Below are 16,592 nucleotides of genomic sequence, written 5' to 3'. Positions count from 1 at the left end.
TATACCCCAGTCAACGCCGGAGGACGATTATTCGCCGCACGGTGACCATCAACGCCTACTTATATGTGGGCAGTTAGCCTCTGGCACAACTGGCGAGCATATCTTGTGCAAGGTATACTGCCCCTCTTATCCATAAAGCTTGTTTGACAACGACCTGGTTATGATCGTGATCTCTGTTCTGGCCCTGGCGTTTTACCTGCTGGCCATCATCGCCTCACTGCACCTGCTGCTCAGCGCCAAGCCCGTCGGGCAAGTATCGCTGTTCGCCTGTGTCGGCCTGGCCCTGACCGCCCATGGCATGGCGGTGGGCAGCGAAGTGCTGGCCACCCATTCCGGCCAGAATCTCAGCATGTTGAACGTGGCGTCCCTGGTCAGCCTTATCATCAGTTGCTTCATGACCTGCGTCACCCGACGCTTCAACGGCTGGATCCTGCTGCCCGTCGTCTACAGTTTTTCAGCCCTGCTGCTGGCAGCCAGCGCGCTCATTCCCGGGCGCTACATCACCCATCTGGAAGCGCACCCCCAGTTACTGCTGCACATAGGCCTCGCGCTGATGGCCTATTCGGTACTGATGATCGCCTGCTTGTTTGCCCTCCAGCTTGCCTGCCTGGACAGGCAACTAAAATCCAGAAAGATCAGCCACCTGCCAGCCATGCCACCCCTGATGACGGTAGAGAAACGCCTGTTTCAGCTCATTTCCGCAGGTCTGCTGCTGCTGACCCTCTCCATCGCATCCGGCCTGTTCTTCCTAGAAGACATGTTTGCCCAGGGCAAGTCCCACAAGGCCATCCTCTCTATCCTGGCCTGGTGCGTCTACGCTCTGCTGCTCTGGGGTCACCATACCCGTGGCTGGCGCGGCCGCAAGGTCATCATGCTGAGCCTCATCGGCAGCTTCATCCTGACATTGGCCTATTTTGGCAGCCGCTTCGTCAAGGAAGTGCTGCTTAGCTGACGCACGAACATTCCCCAACCATCCTTACAGGAGCCCTTCTTGGACAGTATCTCAACGAGTACATTGCTGATTGTTCTCGTTATCTTGATCCTTTTGTCAGCCTTCTTCTCCAGTTCCGAAACCGGTCTGATGTCGCTCAACCGCTACAAGCTGCGGCATCTGGCCCAGACCAAGCACAAGGCTGCCCGCCGGGTCGAGAAGCTGCTGGCCAGGCCGGACCGCCTGCTTGGCCTCATTCTCATCGGCAACAATCTGGTCAACATCCTGGCCTCCGCCATCGCGACCATCGTCTGCATCCGGCTTTTCGGGGATCTCGGCGTCGCCATTGCCACCTTCGGGCTGACCCTGGTGGTACTGGTATTCGGGGAAGTCACCCCCAAGACACTGGCGGCCATGTTCCCCGAGCGGATAGCCTACCCTGCCTCCTGGATCCTCAAGGGGCTGATGGTGCCGTTCGCCCCCCTTGTCTGGCTCATCAACAGCATCACGAACCTGCTGCTGAAACTCTTGCGTCTCGAGCACAACAAGGATGACTCCCTCAATTCCGAAGAGCTGCGCACCATCGTCAACGAGGCGGGCAATCTCATTCCCAAGCACCACCAGGAGATGCTGATAAGCATCCTGGATCTCGACAAGATGACGGTGGAGAACATCATGGTCCCGCGCAGCGAGATCTCCGCCATCGATATCAATGACGATTGGAAGATCATACTGCGCCAGCTGGCCCACTGCGCCCACACCAAGATCCTGCTCTATCGCGACAACATCGATGACGTCGTCGGCTTCCTGCACTCACGGGATGCCCTGAGACTGGTCGCCCGGGATCAGTTCAGCAAGTCCAGCCTGCTGCGGGAAGTCGACCCCATCTATTTCATCCCCCAGGGGACCCCCCTCAACGTGCAGTTGGCCAAGTTCCAGCGCAACAAGGAGCGAATTGGCCTTATCGTCGACGAATATGGCGATATTCAGGGGCTGATCACCCTGGACGACATCCTGGAAGAGATTGTCGGTGACTTCACCACCTCCATGACACCGACCCCGAGTGACGAGATCCATCCCCAGCCGGACGGCTCCTTCCTGGTCGAAGGCTCCGCCAGCATCCGCGAGCTGAACAAGGAGATGGACTGGCACCTGCCCATGGACGGCCCACGGACCCTCAATGGCGCCATCCTGGAGTACCTTGAGGAGATCCCCCAACCCAACATCAGTGTCAGGCTGGCGGGCTACCCTATCGAGATTCTCGAAGTGGAGAACAACATGGTGAAGATGGCGAGGATCATGCCGCACCTGTACCGGGACGATTCAGGGTACGAGGATTGAAAAAAGGCTGCCAATGGCAGCCTTTTTGTTTCACTCGCTCTCGTCATCCGGCTCCAGCACCAGAGTGGGGATGAGCTCACCGAACACCTGCTGCAACTCGTCACGGTTTGCCAGCAAATCCTGCAGCGTATAACCATCCATCACCGCGAGGAAGGCGTTCATCGCCTCCTTCAAGGCACTCTTGAGCAGACAGACGGAGACGATATGGCAGACCGGGGAGCTGCAGTCGATCCCGTCCAGATTGCCTTCCAACGCCCGGATCACTTGCCCGATATTGATCTCGTCGGGGGAGCGCGCCATGCGGATGCCACCATTCTTGCCGCGTTGTGACTGCAGATAGCCCAGTTTTACCAACTGGTTCACCACCTTCACCATGTGGTTGCGGGATACGTCGTACAAGGCGGATACCTTGGCCACGCTCGACAGTTCCCCCTCCGGCAGGGTGGCCAGATAGAGCAGGGCTCTCAATCCAAAATCGGTATAGCTCGTTAGTCTCATAGTGCCTGTAGCGCCTAGCGCGAAGAATTGATGATTGATCCAGATCAATTAAACATTTAGGATGCAACTTAATAAGTGACATTCCAGATGTTCAATTAGAAAGGACCTCCTATGTTAGACCAAGCCACCATCGCCGTCATCAAGAGCACCATTCCTTTGCTCGAATCGGCGGGCCCTGACCTCACACGGCACTTTTATCAGCGCATGTTCAGCCACAATCCCGAGTTGAAGGATCTCTTCAACCTGGCTCACCAGCGTAGCGGGGGACAGCCCTTGGCACTGTTCAGTGCGGTGGCGGCCTATGCCAGAAACATCGACAATCTGGGGGCCCTGGCCGGAGCCGTTGAACGCATCGCCCACAAACATACGGGTTTCCTGATCCAGCCGGAACAATATCACATTGTGGGTAGTCATCTCTTGGCCACGCTCAAAGAAATGGGTGGCAACGCTGTCACGGAGGAGGTACTTACCGCCTGGGGCAAGGCGTACGGTGTGCTGGCCGACGTCTTTATCGGCCGGGAGAGCGAGCTCTATCGGGAGAAGGCAAGCCAGGACGGTGGTTGGCAGGGAACCCGTCCTTTCATCATCAAGGAGAAGCGTCAAGAGAGTGAACTCATCACCTCTTTCGTCCTGGCCCCCCTCGATGGCAACCCCGTGTTGCGTTTCAAACCGGGGCAATATCTCAGTATCAAGCTGGTTCATCCCGCCCTCGAGCATCAGGAGATCCGCCAGTATTCACTCTCGGACGCCCCCAATGGCCGCGACTACCGCATCAGCGTCAAGCGCGAACCCAGGGGTCAGGCCTCCAACCTGTTGCATGATCATCTTCACATCGGTGACACGGTCGACATCATGCCGCCGGCCGGCGACTTCTTCCTGCAAGAGGAGACAGACAGGCCTGTGGTGCTGATCTCCGCCGGGGTCGGCCTCACCCCCATGCTGAGCATGCTCAACCACTTGCTGGCCGATGGCCCGGATATGGATATTCGCTGGCTTCACGCCTGCGAACATGGCGCCCACCACGCGTTCAGGGACGAGATCCGGGCAAAGAGCAGGCAACACGGGAAACTGGAGAGCCGGATCTGGTATCGGGAGCCGGGGGAGCAGGATGTCAAAGGAGAGGATTACGACTTCAGCGGCACTCTGGCACTGGAGCAGGTCACCGACCTCATTCCGGCCGACGCCCACTACTATTTCTGCGGCCCAGTCCCGTTCATGAAGGCAGTCAAAGCTCAGCTGGAGAATGTGGGCGTGCCTGCCGGGCGGATGCACTACGAGGTCTTCGGCCCCCATCAGGCTCTCTGATCCCTCCCCTGACCGGGAGAATGCACAAGGCCCACAAGCACAGCTTCGTGGGCCTTGTAATATCAAAGCGGGCTACCAGGACTCAGTGCATCGCCTTGGCACGAGCGATAGCATTGGCGGGCATCCGGTTGCCGAGCCGGCTGAGCAGGCTCGCCGCCTTCTGGTGCATGGCCTTGTCGCCGATGACGGCGCCGTGCAGCCAGTGATACGCCTCCTCGTAATCCAGTGGACTCCCCATGCCCTGCAGCAACATCTCCACCCACTCCATCTGTGCCCGCAAGAAGCCGAGGCTCGCGGCTTCCCGCATCAGGGTCTCGGCCCGCACCAGATCCTTCTGGACCAGGATCCCCTTCCAGTAATAGCGGCCAAGCTGCTCCAGCGCCGGCGCAAGCCCCTGGTTGGCGGCCTCCCACATGTACTGCACCCCGATCTGGGCGTCCGGCTTGGTGCAAACTCCCCAGGCCAGCATGTCTCCCCAGAGGAACTGATAGGCAGGGATCTTCATCACCGAGGCCCGCGCCTCGATATCCTGGGTGAGCTGGCACCTGTCCTGCTTCACCCGGGCCAGATGGCGCCCCTGCTCTATCCAGTTGAGCAGTTCGTCCTGGCGATAGAGCGGCACGGCCTGCAACTCTCCCGCAGCAGAAGATGCCTGCGTCGTCGCCCTGGGCAGCGGCGCAGCTGCCGGTGCGGACGGTACAGGTGCGGATGCGGATGGCGCCTGGGCTGGCGCTGCTGACACAGGGAGGGATGGCGTGGCGACAGAAGAGGCTGGCGTCAGGGCTGGCTGGGCCGATGATGGGGCCGGTGACAAGGGTGCAGACGCCGCGGATGGCGGCGCGGCTGCAGCCGCCACCGCCTGGGTGGACGCGGCGGCCGAGGTGGACTCCGCCCCCTGCAAGGGTAAGCTGCACACACCGATAATGGCGATGAGGGTTCTTGGTTTTATCATAGGGATCTCCTGCTGCCTTCTGTTATCGGCAGCCAGGGCCATCTCCTTAGCCCGCCACACCCAGCCCCGAAAATGACAAAGGGGAGCCTGGGCTCCCCTTGCGGTCGACGTAGCAACTTACTTGACGAAGTCGACGCCCAGCTGGATGTCGGCCTTCAGGGTGGCCAGCATGCTGTCCATCGCTTCCTGCTCGAAGGCGCTCAGCTTGCCGTAGTCCAGCACGGTTTCGACACCGTTCTTGCCGAGCAGCACCGGCTGCGCGAAGAAGGTGGCGTGCTCACCGTTGCCTTCCACATAGGCACACTCGATGACGTTGGCTTCCCCTTGCAGACCCTTGATGAGCGACAGACCGAAACGGCAGGCTGCCTGACCCATGGAGAGAGTGGCGGAACCGCCACCGGCCTTGGCTTCCACCACTTCGGTACCGGCATTCTGGATGCGCTTGGTCATGGCAGCCACTTCCTCAGCGGTGAAGCTGGCGCCTTCAACCTGGGAGAGCAGCGGCAGAATGGTCACGCCACTGTGGCCGCCGATGACGTTGACACGTACCTTGTCAACGTTCAGGCCCTTGGCTTCGGCCACGAAGGTCTCGCCACGGATCACATCCAGGGTGGTCACGCCGAACAGGCGACGCTTGTCATAGACACCGGCTTTCTTCAGCACTTCGGCGGCGATGGCGACCGTGGTGTTGACCGGGTTGGTGATGATGCCGATCAGTGCTTTCGGGCAGGAAGCAGCACACTTTTCCACCAGATTCTTGACGATACCTGCGTTGATGTTGAACAGGTCGGAACGGTCCATGCCGGGCTTGCGCGCCACGCCGGCAGAGATCAGCACGACATCGGCGCCGACCAGAGCCGGGCTCGGATCTTCACCGCAGAAACCTTTTACTTTCACGTCAGTCGGGATATGGCTCAGGTCCGCCGCCACGCCCGGAGTGACCGGGGCAATGTCATACAGGCTCAGTTCGGAACCGGCAGGCAGGCGGTTTTTCAACAGCAGAGCGAGGGCTTGGCCGATGCCACCGGCGGCACCCAGAACGGCAACTTTCATGATCAACTCCATGTCTAAGCGTAGGTTTAAGGTTGTTTCTAATTGGGTTAATGCTGATTCTTATTGTGCGCCTCACCTTAAAGGATCCCCTCCTAAAAAACAATCTGATAACAGTTGTAATCACGGGTTCTGTGAGCCAGGGAACAAGCGGCGATGAAAGCGGAGAGGAATATGCGATAAATGGGAGGAAAGACACAGATTTCCTGTGTCCTCCTCACCATTAAGAGGTAAATGTGACTGCTTCAGGACTGGAAAGCCAGTGCCCGACGCTCACACCAGCGGAAACCAATTGTTAACAATCCATTCATGGTCAGATAGAGCGCTCCGGCCACGGTGAACACCGCCAGAGTGTCATAGGTCTGGGCATTGAGACGCTGGGCCAGCCCCATGATGTCCATGATGGTAATGGTGCTCGCGAGCGAACTCCCCTTGAGCACCAGGATCACCTCGTTGGAATAGGCGGGGACCAGCCGACGGGCGGCATGGCGGGTCTTCATCCACAGGGTCTGTCCGGCCGAGAAGCCGAGCGCACGGCAGGCCTCCACCTCACCGGCGGGGATGGCGTCGAGCGCCCCCTTGAACAACCGGGTGGAGTAGGCTGCGGTATTGAAACCGAGCGCCAGCACGGCGCAGAACCAGGGTTGCTTGAGCAGCGGCCAGAGCAGCCCCGCCTTGAGCCATTCAAACTGGCCAGGCCCGTAGTAAATGAGAAAGATCTGGATGAGCAGCGGCGTACCGGTAAAGACCAGTACCCAGAGCTGCACCAGCTGGGTCGCCACCGGAATGCGACGCTCCAGCACCCAGGTCATGCCGGCCGCCATCAGCACGCCCAGCAACAAGCTGAACGCGGTGAGCTGCAGGGTGATCGCCAGCCCTCCCAGCAGGGTCATCAGGTAATCCTGCATGGTCAGCCTCCGTAACGGCGGGTATAGCGGGACGCCTGCTTCAAGCCGAATTCACTCACCAGACTGATGGCCAGATAGATGAGGGCGGCAGCGGCGTACCAGGTGAAGGGTTGATAGGTGCTGGCCGAAGCCATCTGTGCCTGACGCATCATCTCGTTCACCCCGATGAGAGAGACCAGAGCGGTGTCTTTCAACAGCACCAGCCACTGGTTGCCGAGCCCGGGCAGGGCGTGACGCCAGGCCTGGGGCAGCACGATGCGAAAGAAGGTGTGCCCCTTGCCCAGGCCGAGCGCCTGCGCCGCCAGCCGCTGCCCAGGGGGCACCGCATTGAGGGCGGCACGCAGGGTCTGGGTGGCGTAGCTCGCAAACAGCAGGGAGAGCGCCAGCACACCGCAGGCGAACGGGCTGAACTCCACATACTCCCCGGTGATGAGGAACAGCACCTGGGTCGAGCCGAAGTAGATGAAGAGCACCACCAGCAACTCGGGCAGACCACGGATCAAGGTGGTCAGGGTGGCCACGGGCCACACCAACGCACGCTGCTTGCTCAACTCAGCCGCACTGAATGCCAGTGCCAGCACCATGCCACCGACCAGGGATGCCAGGGCCAGCCCGAGGGTCATCCAGGCTGCATCCAACAACAGGCTCAACATGGCTTACTGCGCGAAGTACTTGTCATAGATCTTCTGATAGGTGCCGTTGGCCTTGATCTCGGCCAGCCCCTTGTTCAGCTGGGTCAGCAGCTCCTGGTTGCCCTTGGCCACCGCGATGCCAAAACCGGTACCGAAGTACTTGGCGTCGGTCACCGGGGTACCGACCACGGCGTATTCCTTGTGCTGCTTGAGCCAGTCCGCGGCCACCGCCGTATCGGCAAACACGCCGTCAGTACGGCCGTTCATCATGTCGAGGAAGGCGCTCTGGTAGCTGGCGTAGGGCACGGTCAGCAGACCCTTGCTCACCCAGTTGTCCACCAGATAGGACTGGTGAGAAGTGCCGTTCTGCACGCCGACTGTCTTGTCCACCAGATCGTCCGGCCCCTTGAAGGTCTCTTTCTTGGCGACGAACACCGCGGAGTTCTCGTAATAGATGTCGGAGAAGTCGACCTGGGCAGCCCGCTCCGGGGTCACGTCCATGGCGGCGATGACGGCGTCATAGCGACGGAACTTGAGGCTGGGGATCAGGCTGTCGAAGGCCTGGTTGTGGAAGCTGCACTCCAGCTTGGCCTGCTCGCAGACCGCGCGGGCCAGATCGATGTCAAACCCCTGGAACTCGTTCTTGTCATCCAGGTATTCGAACGGCGCATAGGTTGCCTCGGTGGCGAACTTGATCTCTTTGGCCAGCACAGAAGTGCTCAGCAGACCCATGGCGGCGATCAGCAACAGACTCTTTTTCATGACAGCTTCCTTATCGACTCAATATCAATGCATCAAGAATTCGGCAAACCGGCTGGTTTGCGGGGACTGGAAGATGGCGGCGGTGCCGGATTCGATGATCCGCCCCTTCTCCAGATAGATCACCTGACTGGCCACCTTGCGGGCGAACTCCACTTCGTGGGTCACCACCACCTGGGTGATGCCGGTCTGGCTCAGGGTGCGGATGATCTCCGCCACCTCTTTGGTAATTTCGGGATCCAGGGCAGCCGTCGGTTCGTCAAACAGCAGCACCTGGGGATCCATCATCAGGGTCCGGGCAATGGCGACCCGCTGCTGCTGGCCACCGGAAAGCCGTGCGGGCCAGGCGTCCCGTTTGTCGGCCAGTTGCAGCTGGGCCAGCAGATAGGCCCCTTTCTCGATGGCCGCCTCGCGGCTCATGCCGAGCACCTTGACGGGCGCTTCAATCAGATTCTCCATCACGGTGAGGTGCGGCCACAGATTGTACTGCTGGAACACCATGCCCACCTTGCGACGCAGCGCCTGTGCCTGACGGTTGAATTCGGCAGTAGAGAGGCTGGACGGGAAAGAAAATTCACTGTCTGCGATGCGCAACACACCGGCATCCGGCGTATCCAGCAAGTTCATCATGCGCAGCAGAGAGCTCTTGCCTGCCCCGCTCGGGCCCAGCAATACCAAGGTCTCGCCGGGAGCAGTCCGAAAGCTCACCTGCTGCAGTACCGGCACCTTGTGCCAGGATTTTTCGATGCCGATTAATTCGATACCCATACAGCCCAATTGAATAAGTTTTCAAAATTTCGTCCTGATTCTAGCGCCAGCATAAGTTGATGCAAGCTATATTTGAATCAATATGCAGAACAAGCGCCGCTTCCTTGCCAAAACAGGCATATGAATGCAAAATAGCAGCGCTGTTCGTATCTGCCGCCTGAGCGTGACAGGCGGTCACTCCCCTCATTCGTGAGTCCAAGATGAAACATAACGACAAGCAAGAAAAACTGGCCAAGGCCTTTAAAGCCTTGCTGAAAGAGGAGCGTTTCGGCTCCCAGGCAGAGATAGTGACTGCCCTGCAAGAGATGGGCTTCGAGAACATCAACCAGTCCAAGGTCTCGCGCATGCTGAGCCGCTTCGGCGCCGTTCGCACCCGCAATGCCAAGATGGAGATGGTCTACTGTCTGCCGGTGGAACTGGGCGTGCCCACCACCTCCAGCCCCCTCAAGAACCTGGTGCTGGATGTCGACCACAACGGCGCTCTGGTGGTGATCCACACCAGCCCCGGCGCAGCCCAGCTGATCGCCCGCCTGCTTGACTCCCTCGGCAAGGCCGAAGGGATCCTCGGCACCATCGCCGGTGATGACACCATCTTCATCACCCCGACCAGCGATACCGACATCGAGGAGCTCTACCTCTCCGCCCTCGAGCTGTTCGAGCAGACGCCCTGATCCGGTCGCCTTGGGCGATCCGCACAAAAATCCCGGCCTTGGCCGGGATTTTTTGTTTTGAACGGTCGGCAGGCCGGGTTTATTTGCCCTCGGCCACCAGAAAATCGACGGAAGGGGCGAAGAAGGCCGCGCCGGTCACCGCCCGGGTGAAGCGCAGCAGGTGGTCGAAGTGGCTGCCTTCCCCTTTGTACATGCTGGCCAGCATGGCGTTGAAGTGCAGCGGCGTGCGGCAGCAGGAGATGAAGTAGAGCCCCTGCTCGCTCATGGTGCCCCAGGGCATGCTCTGGCGCAGGATCTCCATGGACTCCCCCTTCGGGGTCTTGAGGTTGACCCGCTTGATGTGGGAAGTGAGCGGCTTGTCGGCGGACTCGTATTCGATGTTGTCGACCTTGGTGCGGCCTATGATGTCTTCCTGCTCCTTCAGGGCCAGCTTCTCCCAGTCGCTCATGGCGTGGACCCAGCGCTGCACGTGGATGTAGGAGCCACCGGCGAACTCGCCACCGTCCAGCAACGCCACCTCGGCGCGGTGCTCATCCTGCGGGTTCTCGGTGCCGTCGACGAAACCGGTCAGATCCCGGCAATCCTGGTTGCGAAAACCGCGAACTTCCTCGGCCAATTCAACAAGCCCGGCCAGCAGGGCCATGACGCGATGACCGGCATGATGCAGCACGTCCACCCGATCGGCACGCAATTGTACGAAGAGATCGAACGGGGTATTGGGGGCCTCCTGACCGTTGGCGGATTGCGCCATGAAACCGCGGAACTGGGGCGGCCGGGCGGCAGGATAGAGATCATCCCAGGCGTCGGCCCCGACGGCGACCAGACCGCTGAAGGCCGCATCGGGGAAGTCGGCGCTCACCGCCTCCCAGAGTGCTGGCAGGCTGGCCAGGCGGGAGGTCAGGGCAGCGGCGTCACCGGTGCGATTGAACATCAGATAGAGGGCGTGCAGATTCGGCTCTGCGCAGATCCCGGCTTGGGCTTTCATGTCTCTCTCCAAGTGCGTTGGCTATGGGCGTGGCGCGATTATAAACCAGCGCGCTTCCAGTTCATTGATTTCACGACAATACCACGCACTCATGGCAAGGGGTCAAACAACACCAGGGCATGAGGAGCCACGGTCACCCGCGCGCGCTCCCCTTCCAGGGGCTCACCGATGCTGGCTTCCAGTTGCTGGCCGCCACACTCCACCAGTACCCGACAGTGATGGCCCAGGAACTGTTGCTCACGCACCCGGATCTCACCGTCATCCGCCGCCGTCAGCGCCAACTGCTGGGGTCTGAGCATGAGCTGCAACCGCTCCCCCACCGCGCGGCCATGGGGCTCCTGACCGCAGATGGTTCCAAGGAGGGTCTGCACGCAGTGGCTGTCCACCACCTCGGCCGCCAGATAGTTGACCCCGCCGAGAAACTCCGCCACGAAGCGGTTCCCGGGGCGGCGATAGAGCTGCTCCGGCTCCCCCACCTGTTCGATGCGACCGGCGCGAAACAGAGCCAGCCGGTCGGCGAAGGCGAAGGCCTCTTCCTTGCTGTGGCTGACGAAGATGGCACCAATGCCCTGCTGTTTGAGCAGGGCGCGGATCTCGAGGATCAGTTTCATCCGCACCTGGGTGTCGATGTTGGAGAAGGGCTCGTCCAGCAGCATCAGGCGCGGCTTGCACACCAGGGCACGGGCGATGGCCACCCGCTGCTGCTGGCCGCCGGAGAGCTGATGGGGATAGCGCTCCCCCAACCCCTGCAGGTTGACCAGCGCCAGCGCCTCTTCCACCTGCTGCTGGCGGCTGCCGCGATCCTGCCCGGTCAGGCCGAAGCCGACGTTCTCGGCCACCGTCAGGTGAGGAAAGAGAGCGTAATCCTGGAAGATCATGCCGATATGGCGGGCCTCCGGCGGCACACTCACGCCGGGGGCATCGAGCAGGGTCTCTCCCAGCCGGATCTCCCCCTGGGCCAGGGGCAGCAGACCGGCCACCGCCTTGAGCAGCGTGGTCTTGCCACAGCCGCTGGCCCCCAGCAGACAGACGATCTCGTTGTCGGCCACCTGCAGGGAGAGCTGCTCCAGCACGGGGCGGCCATTGTAGTGACAGCTGACCTTCTCGATATTCAGGCAGGACAAGGTTCTTTTCCTCTCGCGTAGTGATGCCGGACGGGGCCGCTCAATGGCCTGGACCATCCAGGGTACGGTTGATCCACAGCAGGGGAACCAGCCCCACCAGCACGATGACGATGGCACCGAGCGCCCCCCGCTCCAGCATCTCGTCCGAGACGAACTGATAGACGTGGGTCGCCAGGGTTTCGAAGTTGAACGGCCGTAGCAGCAGGGCGGCGGGCAGCTCCTTCATGGATTCGATGAACACCAGCATGGCGCCGGCAAAGAGGCCGCGCCGTACCAGCGGCAGGTGAATGCGACGCAGCATGCCGCCCGCCCCCTGCCCCAGAGAGCGGGCCGCCATGTCGAGGCTGGGGGAGATCTTGCTCATGCTGCTCTCCACCGACCCGATGGCGATGGCCACGAAGCGCACCAGATAGCCGAACACGATGGCGGTGAGGGTGCCGGTCAGGAGCAGACCGGGGCCCGGCATCCCGAGCCACTCGGCCAGATCATTGATGCCAAAATCCAGGGCCGTGAGCGGCACCAGCACGCCGATGGCCAGCACGGTCCCCGGCATGGCATAGCCCATGGCGGCGAGGCGCAGGGGCAGCAGGCTGCGAGTCCCCCCATCGAGGCGACGGAAGAAGCCGAGCAGCAGGGCAATGGCCATGGCCAGCAGGGCGGTCAGGGCCGAGATGGCGAGGCTGTTGCCCGCAAAGCGCACGAATTCGGGCGTCCACGACAGCGCGAAGTAACGCACCCCGTAATCGAGCAGGATGACGAACGGCAGGGCGAACCCCGCCAGCACCAGGCCCCAGCACCAGAGCCCGGCCAGCACCCCCCTCAGGCCCCCGAGGGGGTAACGCAGGGGCTGCTCGAAGCCCATGGACTTCTGGAACACCTGCTGGCGCTGGCGGGAGCGGCGCTCCAGCGCGATGAGCAGCACCACCGCCAGCAGCATCAGACAGGAGAGCTTGGCGGCGGTCGCCAGGCTGCCGTAGCCGAGCCAGGTGTCGTAGATGGCGGTGGTCAGGGTGTTGATGGCAAAGAAGTGGACGGTGGCAAAGTCCGCCAGCGTTTCCATCGCGACCAGAGATGCCCCCACCATGATGGCCGGGCGGGCCAGGGGGAGGCTCAGGCGGCGAAAGCTCTGCCAGGGGGTGCAGCCAAGCAGACGGCTGGAGTGAATGAGGCTGACCGACTGCTCCAGGAAGGAGGCCCGTGCCAGCAGATAGACATAGGGGAAGAGCACCAGCGCCAGCACCCAGGCGGCGCCACCGAGGGAGCGAATGGCCGGGAACCAGTAGTCGGTCGGTCCCTGCCAGCCAAACAGGGCACGCAGCCCCGCCTGCAGCGGGCCCGAGTAGTCGAGCAGGTCGGTATAGACGTAGGCCACGATATAGGAGGGCATCGCCATGGGCAGCATCAGCGCCCATTGCAGGGCGCGGCGCCCCGGCACCTCGCACATGGCCACCAGCCAGGCGGTGGGCACTCCGAACAGCAGGCTGAGGCAGACCACCCCCAGCACCAGGCCGGACGTATTTCGCAGATAGTCGGGCAGTACGGTATCGGCGAGGTGGGCAAACAGTTCCCCATCAGCCGAGAAGGCGGAGAAGACCAGGGCGAGTACCGGCAAACCCAGCAGCAGGGCGGTGGCCCAGCTGCCGGCAATCCATCCAAAATGTTTCATGAGTCCACAGAAGTTGATGGGGCCGTTGGCCCCATCTGATTACAAGTCGAATTTCACTTCATCCAGCAGTTGCAAGGCGTCCTTGCGGTGCTTGGCATAATCGCTGACCGGCATGGGGTCAGACTTGAACGTGCCCCAGGACTTGACCATGGCAGAAGGCTCGACCCCCGCCTTGACCGGGTACTCGGCATTCACATCCGCATACATGTGCTGGGCGGTATCCCCGGAGAGGAACTCCATCAGCTTCTGTGCTGCGTCCTTGTTCTTGGCATACTTGGTCATGGCCACGCCGCTCACGTTGACGTGGGCACCGCGATCACCCTGGTTCGGGAAGTTGATTTCCACCGCGTCAGCCCAGGACTTCTGCGCCGGGTCCTTCAACATGGCACCCAGGTAGTAGCTGTTGCCCAGGGAGACATCACAGATGCCGTCCTTGATCGCCTTGACCTGATCACGGTCGTTGCCCTGGGGCTTGCGCGCCAGGTTGGCCTTGACCCCTTCCAGCCAGGTCTTGGTGTCCGCCATGCCGTGATGGGCAATCATGGACGAAACCAGCGCCACATTGTACTCGTGCTTGCCGCTACGAGTACAAATTTTTCCTTTGAATTCAGGCTTGACCAGATCTTCGTAGCGGATGGTGTCGAGCTTGCCAAGACGCTCCTTGCTGGAGTAGATGGCACGCACCCGGGTGGTCAGGGCGAACCAGCGGTTGTCCGGATCGCGATAGATGGAGGGGATGTTCTCCTGCAGCGTCTTGCTGTCCACCGGCTGCACCAAGTCCTTGTCCACCAGCTCGGTCAGACGGCTGATGTCCACGGTCAGCATCAGATCGGCCGGAGAGAGCTTGCCTTCCCGTTCCAGACGCTCGTTCAGCCCCTCTTTGGCAAACACCACATTGACCTTGATCCCGGTCTCCTTCTCGAACTGCTGGATGATGGGCTTGATCAGCTCATCCTGACGGTTCGAATAGACGTTTACCTCCTGGGCGGCGAACGCCGACTGGGCGACAAGCGTGGAGAAAGCCAGTGCCAACATCTTCATTTTCATCATCCGTTCCTTGTCTGCGTAAAGAGTGATAACCATTTTCGTTTGCATTCTGCATGAATCGGGAGGAGAGGATCAAGGCGGTTTGCTGGGTTGGAACGATCTATTTAATCAGCGGCCAAACAAAAAGACCGGATGGAATCCCATCCGGTCTTTCGACGACCACCCATTCACACTGTCGGCAGAACCTGCCCGGACCTTTGCCCGACCCGGCCGGGCAAAGGAGCGTACTCAGAGCGCCTCGTCGTCGCTCTCACCAGTACGAATACGCACCGCTTGCAGCAGGTCATAGACGAAAATCTTGCCGTCACCGATTTTGCCGGTATAGGCAGCCTTGCAGATGGCCTCGATCACCCCTTCGACGTTCTCGTCTGCGGTGGCGATCTCCAGCTTCACCTTCGGCAGAAAGTCGACCTGGTACTCGGCCCCCCGGTATAATTCGGTGTGCCCCTTCTGGCGACCAAAACCCTTCACTTCGGAGACGGTCAGGCCTTCCACCCCCAGGTTGGCGATGGCCTCGCGCACGTCGTCCAACTTGAAAGGTTTGATAATCGCAGTAATCAGCTTCATCTGGTTGCTCCCAATCCATGGTATGTCACGAATGGGTCATCAATTCTTGTGCCAAGTATTTTTATCGTTTATTTTCATATAGATAGATATGACACTCTGAGCCAGAAAGGCTCAGGATCACCAAGGAAGCGCATCTCGCCCCATAATGAGGCACCAAGCTGCACCAGACTCCCTTGATGCACCAAATGAGAGCATCACCCCATGTTAGTCATCTCCAACAGCGTGATCATCCCCTGGCATGAACTGCAATTCCAGACCATGCGGGCCCAGGGCAATGGCGGGCAGCACGTCAACAAGACCGACTCCGCCGTCTGGCTGCGCTTCGATTATCGCGACTCCCCCAGCCTGCCGCCGATCTACAAGGAGGGACTGGAGCGGCTCAGCGACAGCCGGGTTCACGACGGTTTCATCCAGATCCGTGTCGAGACCCATCGCAGCCAGGACATGAATCGCAAGGAGGCCATGAGCCGCCTGGCCGAGCTGCTGAAAAAAGCCGCCTGGCGCCCCAAGGCCCGCCACGCCACCAAGCCGACCCGCAGCTCCCAACGCAAGCGGGTCGATGCCAAGAAACGCAAGGGAGAGATCAAATCCACCCGCGGCAAGCCCGTGCTGGAGTGACCTGCCACAAGCCCGAGGACAAGAGAATGCAGTACAGCTTTTGTGAGTGCGCCAAGGGGCCCCTGCTCATCGCCATCGATGGGGCCGGGCTGCGCCACGTGGAATTCATGCAAGGGGAGCGCCCCGTCCTGCCGCAACCGGAGTGGCAGCGGGATGATGCCGCCCTTGCCCCCTTCGTCGAGCAGTTTGCCGCCTACTTTGCCGGCCGCCTGCGGCGCTTCGATCTCCCCCTGGCCGCCACGGGCACACCATTCCAGCAGGCCGTGTGGCAGGCGCTGTGCGACATCCCCTACGGCGAGACCGTCAGCTACCTCCAGATTGCAGAGGCCATCGGCAACCCCAGGGCCGTGCGGGCGGTGGGCGCCGCCAACGGCCGCAATCCCCTCAGCATCATAGTGCCCTGCCACAGGGTCATAGGGCGCAGCGGTGAACTGACCGGCTACGGGGGAGGCATCCCCATCAAGCGCTGGTTGCTGGCACTGGAGCAGGAGACCGCAGACCACTTCGCGCTGACCCCATGAAGGGGCGCGCCTCCTGTCAAATACGGGTTGCGGGTGCTGGCACCACAGACCACAGGCCACTCGCGCGGCTCCTCTGACGAGCGGCATCTCCATCACATACGAGTTGCTGATCCCAACAACAGATCGCAGGCGGCGTTGCACTGCCCATGACGGGCAACACCCCAATCACATGCTGGTTGCTTTCCATCTAGCAGCATGGTTGCGTGATGCGTTGAGCCGGCACCGGGATAATATTCCGTCGGATCCGCC

The 16,592-nt window shown here is 60.9% G+C and carries 18 protein-coding genes; 6 read left to right on the top strand and 12 right to left on the bottom strand.

Annotated elements, in window-relative coordinates:
* Window positions 1-160 precede the first annotated feature (160 nt).
* Both ccsA and AB5Y53_RS02100 read left to right on the top strand, forming a co-directional pair.
* On the top strand, window positions 161-952 hold the full coding sequence (ccsA, locus tag AB5Y53_RS02105) for an inner membrane protein YpjD (protein WP_039040017.1): 792 nt from the start codon (window positions 161-163) through the stop codon (window positions 950-952).
* Window positions 953-991: 39 nt separating this feature from the next.
* Window positions 992-2,272 (top strand): HlyC/CorC family transporter, encoded by a 1,281-nt coding sequence (locus AB5Y53_RS02100; RefSeq protein ID WP_010673081.1) that lies wholly within the window; start codon window positions 992-994, stop codon window positions 2,270-2,272.
* 30 nt (window positions 2,273-2,302) lie between these two features.
* Here the strand turns inward: AB5Y53_RS02100 and AB5Y53_RS02095 are convergent, their stop codons facing one another.
* Window positions 2,303-2,770 (bottom strand): Rrf2 family transcriptional regulator, encoded by a 468-nt coding sequence (locus AB5Y53_RS02095; protein ID WP_039039978.1) that lies wholly within the window; start codon window positions 2,768-2,770, stop codon window positions 2,303-2,305.
* Window positions 2,771-2,881: 111 nt separating this feature from the next.
* Between AB5Y53_RS02095 and hmpA the strand changes: the two genes are divergently transcribed.
* Window positions 2,882-4,075 carry an NO-inducible flavohemoprotein gene (hmpA, locus tag AB5Y53_RS02090; RefSeq protein ID WP_368181042.1) on the top strand — a complete coding sequence of 398 codons (1,194 nt, stop codon included), beginning with the start codon at window positions 2,882-2,884 and terminating at the stop codon, window positions 4,073-4,075.
* A gap of 82 nt (window positions 4,076-4,157) precedes the next feature.
* On the opposite strand, the gene AB5Y53_RS02085 is transcribed toward hmpA, so the two are convergent.
* The 6 genes from AB5Y53_RS02085 to AB5Y53_RS02060 form a co-directional block, all read right to left on the bottom strand.
* Window positions 4,158-4,748 carry a tetratricopeptide repeat protein gene (locus tag AB5Y53_RS02085; protein ID WP_368181064.1) on the bottom strand — a complete coding sequence of 197 codons (591 nt, stop codon included), beginning with the start codon at window positions 4,746-4,748 and terminating at the stop codon, window positions 4,158-4,160.
* 396 nt (window positions 4,749-5,144) lie between these two features.
* Window positions 5,145-6,080, bottom strand: a complete 936-nt coding sequence (mdh, locus tag AB5Y53_RS02080; RefSeq protein WP_010673076.1) for a malate dehydrogenase — start codon at window positions 6,078-6,080, stop codon at window positions 5,145-5,147.
* Window positions 6,081-6,322: 242 nt separating this feature from the next.
* The gene (artM, locus tag AB5Y53_RS02075) at window positions 6,323-6,985 is read right to left on the bottom strand and encodes an arginine ABC transporter permease ArtM (RefSeq protein ID WP_270821821.1); all 663 of its coding nucleotides are present in this window, start codon (window positions 6,983-6,985) and stop codon (window positions 6,323-6,325) included.
* A 2-nt stretch (window positions 6,986-6,987) separates the two neighbouring features.
* A complete protein-coding gene (gene artQ, locus AB5Y53_RS02070) occupies window positions 6,988-7,638 on the bottom strand; it encodes an arginine ABC transporter permease ArtQ (RefSeq protein ID WP_042014905.1) in 651 nt (216 codons plus the stop codon).
* A 3-nt stretch (window positions 7,639-7,641) separates the two neighbouring features.
* Window positions 7,642-8,379, bottom strand: a complete 738-nt coding sequence (locus AB5Y53_RS02065) for an arginine ABC transporter substrate-binding protein (protein ID WP_010673073.1) — start codon at window positions 8,377-8,379, stop codon at window positions 7,642-7,644.
* 24 nt (window positions 8,380-8,403) lie between these two features.
* On the bottom strand, window positions 8,404-9,144 hold the full coding sequence (locus AB5Y53_RS02060) for an ATP-binding cassette domain-containing protein (protein ID WP_041214472.1): 741 nt from the start codon (window positions 9,142-9,144) through the stop codon (window positions 8,404-8,406).
* A gap of 200 nt (window positions 9,145-9,344) precedes the next feature.
* Here AB5Y53_RS02060 and argR point away from each other — a divergent pair, with 200 nt between their 5' ends.
* Window positions 9,345-9,815 carry a transcriptional regulator ArgR gene (gene argR / locus AB5Y53_RS02055; protein ID WP_005308670.1) on the top strand — a complete coding sequence of 157 codons (471 nt, stop codon included), beginning with the start codon at window positions 9,345-9,347 and terminating at the stop codon, window positions 9,813-9,815.
* 79 nt (window positions 9,816-9,894) lie between these two features.
* Here the strand turns inward: argR and AB5Y53_RS02050 are convergent, their stop codons facing one another.
* The 5 genes from AB5Y53_RS02050 to glnK form a co-directional block, all read right to left on the bottom strand.
* Entirely contained in the window at window positions 9,895-10,800 is a 906-nt protein-coding gene (locus AB5Y53_RS02050) for a Dyp-type peroxidase (RefSeq protein ID WP_042864452.1), read from the bottom strand.
* A gap of 89 nt (window positions 10,801-10,889) precedes the next feature.
* Complete coding sequence (locus AB5Y53_RS02045; RefSeq protein WP_104451894.1) at window positions 10,890-11,924, bottom strand: ABC transporter ATP-binding protein; 1,035 nt, start codon at window positions 11,922-11,924, stop codon at window positions 10,890-10,892.
* Window positions 11,925-11,964: 40 nt separating this feature from the next.
* On the bottom strand, window positions 11,965-13,590 hold the full coding sequence (locus tag AB5Y53_RS02040; RefSeq protein WP_319892169.1) for an iron ABC transporter permease: 1,626 nt from the start codon (window positions 13,588-13,590) through the stop codon (window positions 11,965-11,967).
* Between the two features lie 39 nt (window positions 13,591-13,629).
* Window positions 13,630-14,637 carry a Fe(3+) ABC transporter substrate-binding protein gene (locus AB5Y53_RS02035; protein ID WP_039039971.1) on the bottom strand — a complete coding sequence of 336 codons (1,008 nt, stop codon included), beginning with the start codon at window positions 14,635-14,637 and terminating at the stop codon, window positions 13,630-13,632.
* Window positions 14,638-14,865: 228 nt separating this feature from the next.
* Complete coding sequence (gene glnK / locus AB5Y53_RS02030; RefSeq protein ID WP_005332325.1) at window positions 14,866-15,204, bottom strand: P-II family nitrogen regulator; 339 nt, start codon at window positions 15,202-15,204, stop codon at window positions 14,866-14,868.
* 201 nt (window positions 15,205-15,405) lie between these two features.
* Here glnK and arfB point away from each other — a divergent pair, with 201 nt between their 5' ends.
* Both arfB and AB5Y53_RS02020 read left to right on the top strand, forming a co-directional pair.
* On the top strand, window positions 15,406-15,822 hold the full coding sequence (gene arfB, locus AB5Y53_RS02025; protein ID WP_368181041.1) for an alternative ribosome rescue aminoacyl-tRNA hydrolase ArfB: 417 nt from the start codon (window positions 15,406-15,408) through the stop codon (window positions 15,820-15,822).
* Between the two features lie 26 nt (window positions 15,823-15,848).
* Window positions 15,849-16,343: a methylated-DNA--[protein]-cysteine S-methyltransferase gene (locus AB5Y53_RS02020; protein WP_041215824.1), complete on the top strand. Its 495-nt coding sequence runs from the start codon at window positions 15,849-15,851 to the stop codon at window positions 16,341-16,343.
* Window positions 16,344-16,592 lie beyond the last annotated feature (249 nt).

The sequence above is a fragment of the Aeromonas sp. R7-5 genome, assembly GCF_040908015.1.
GTDB lineage: Bacteria > Pseudomonadota > Gammaproteobacteria > Enterobacterales > Aeromonadaceae > Aeromonas > Aeromonas caviae.
This window is presented reverse-complemented; position numbering and strand designations above follow the sequence as displayed.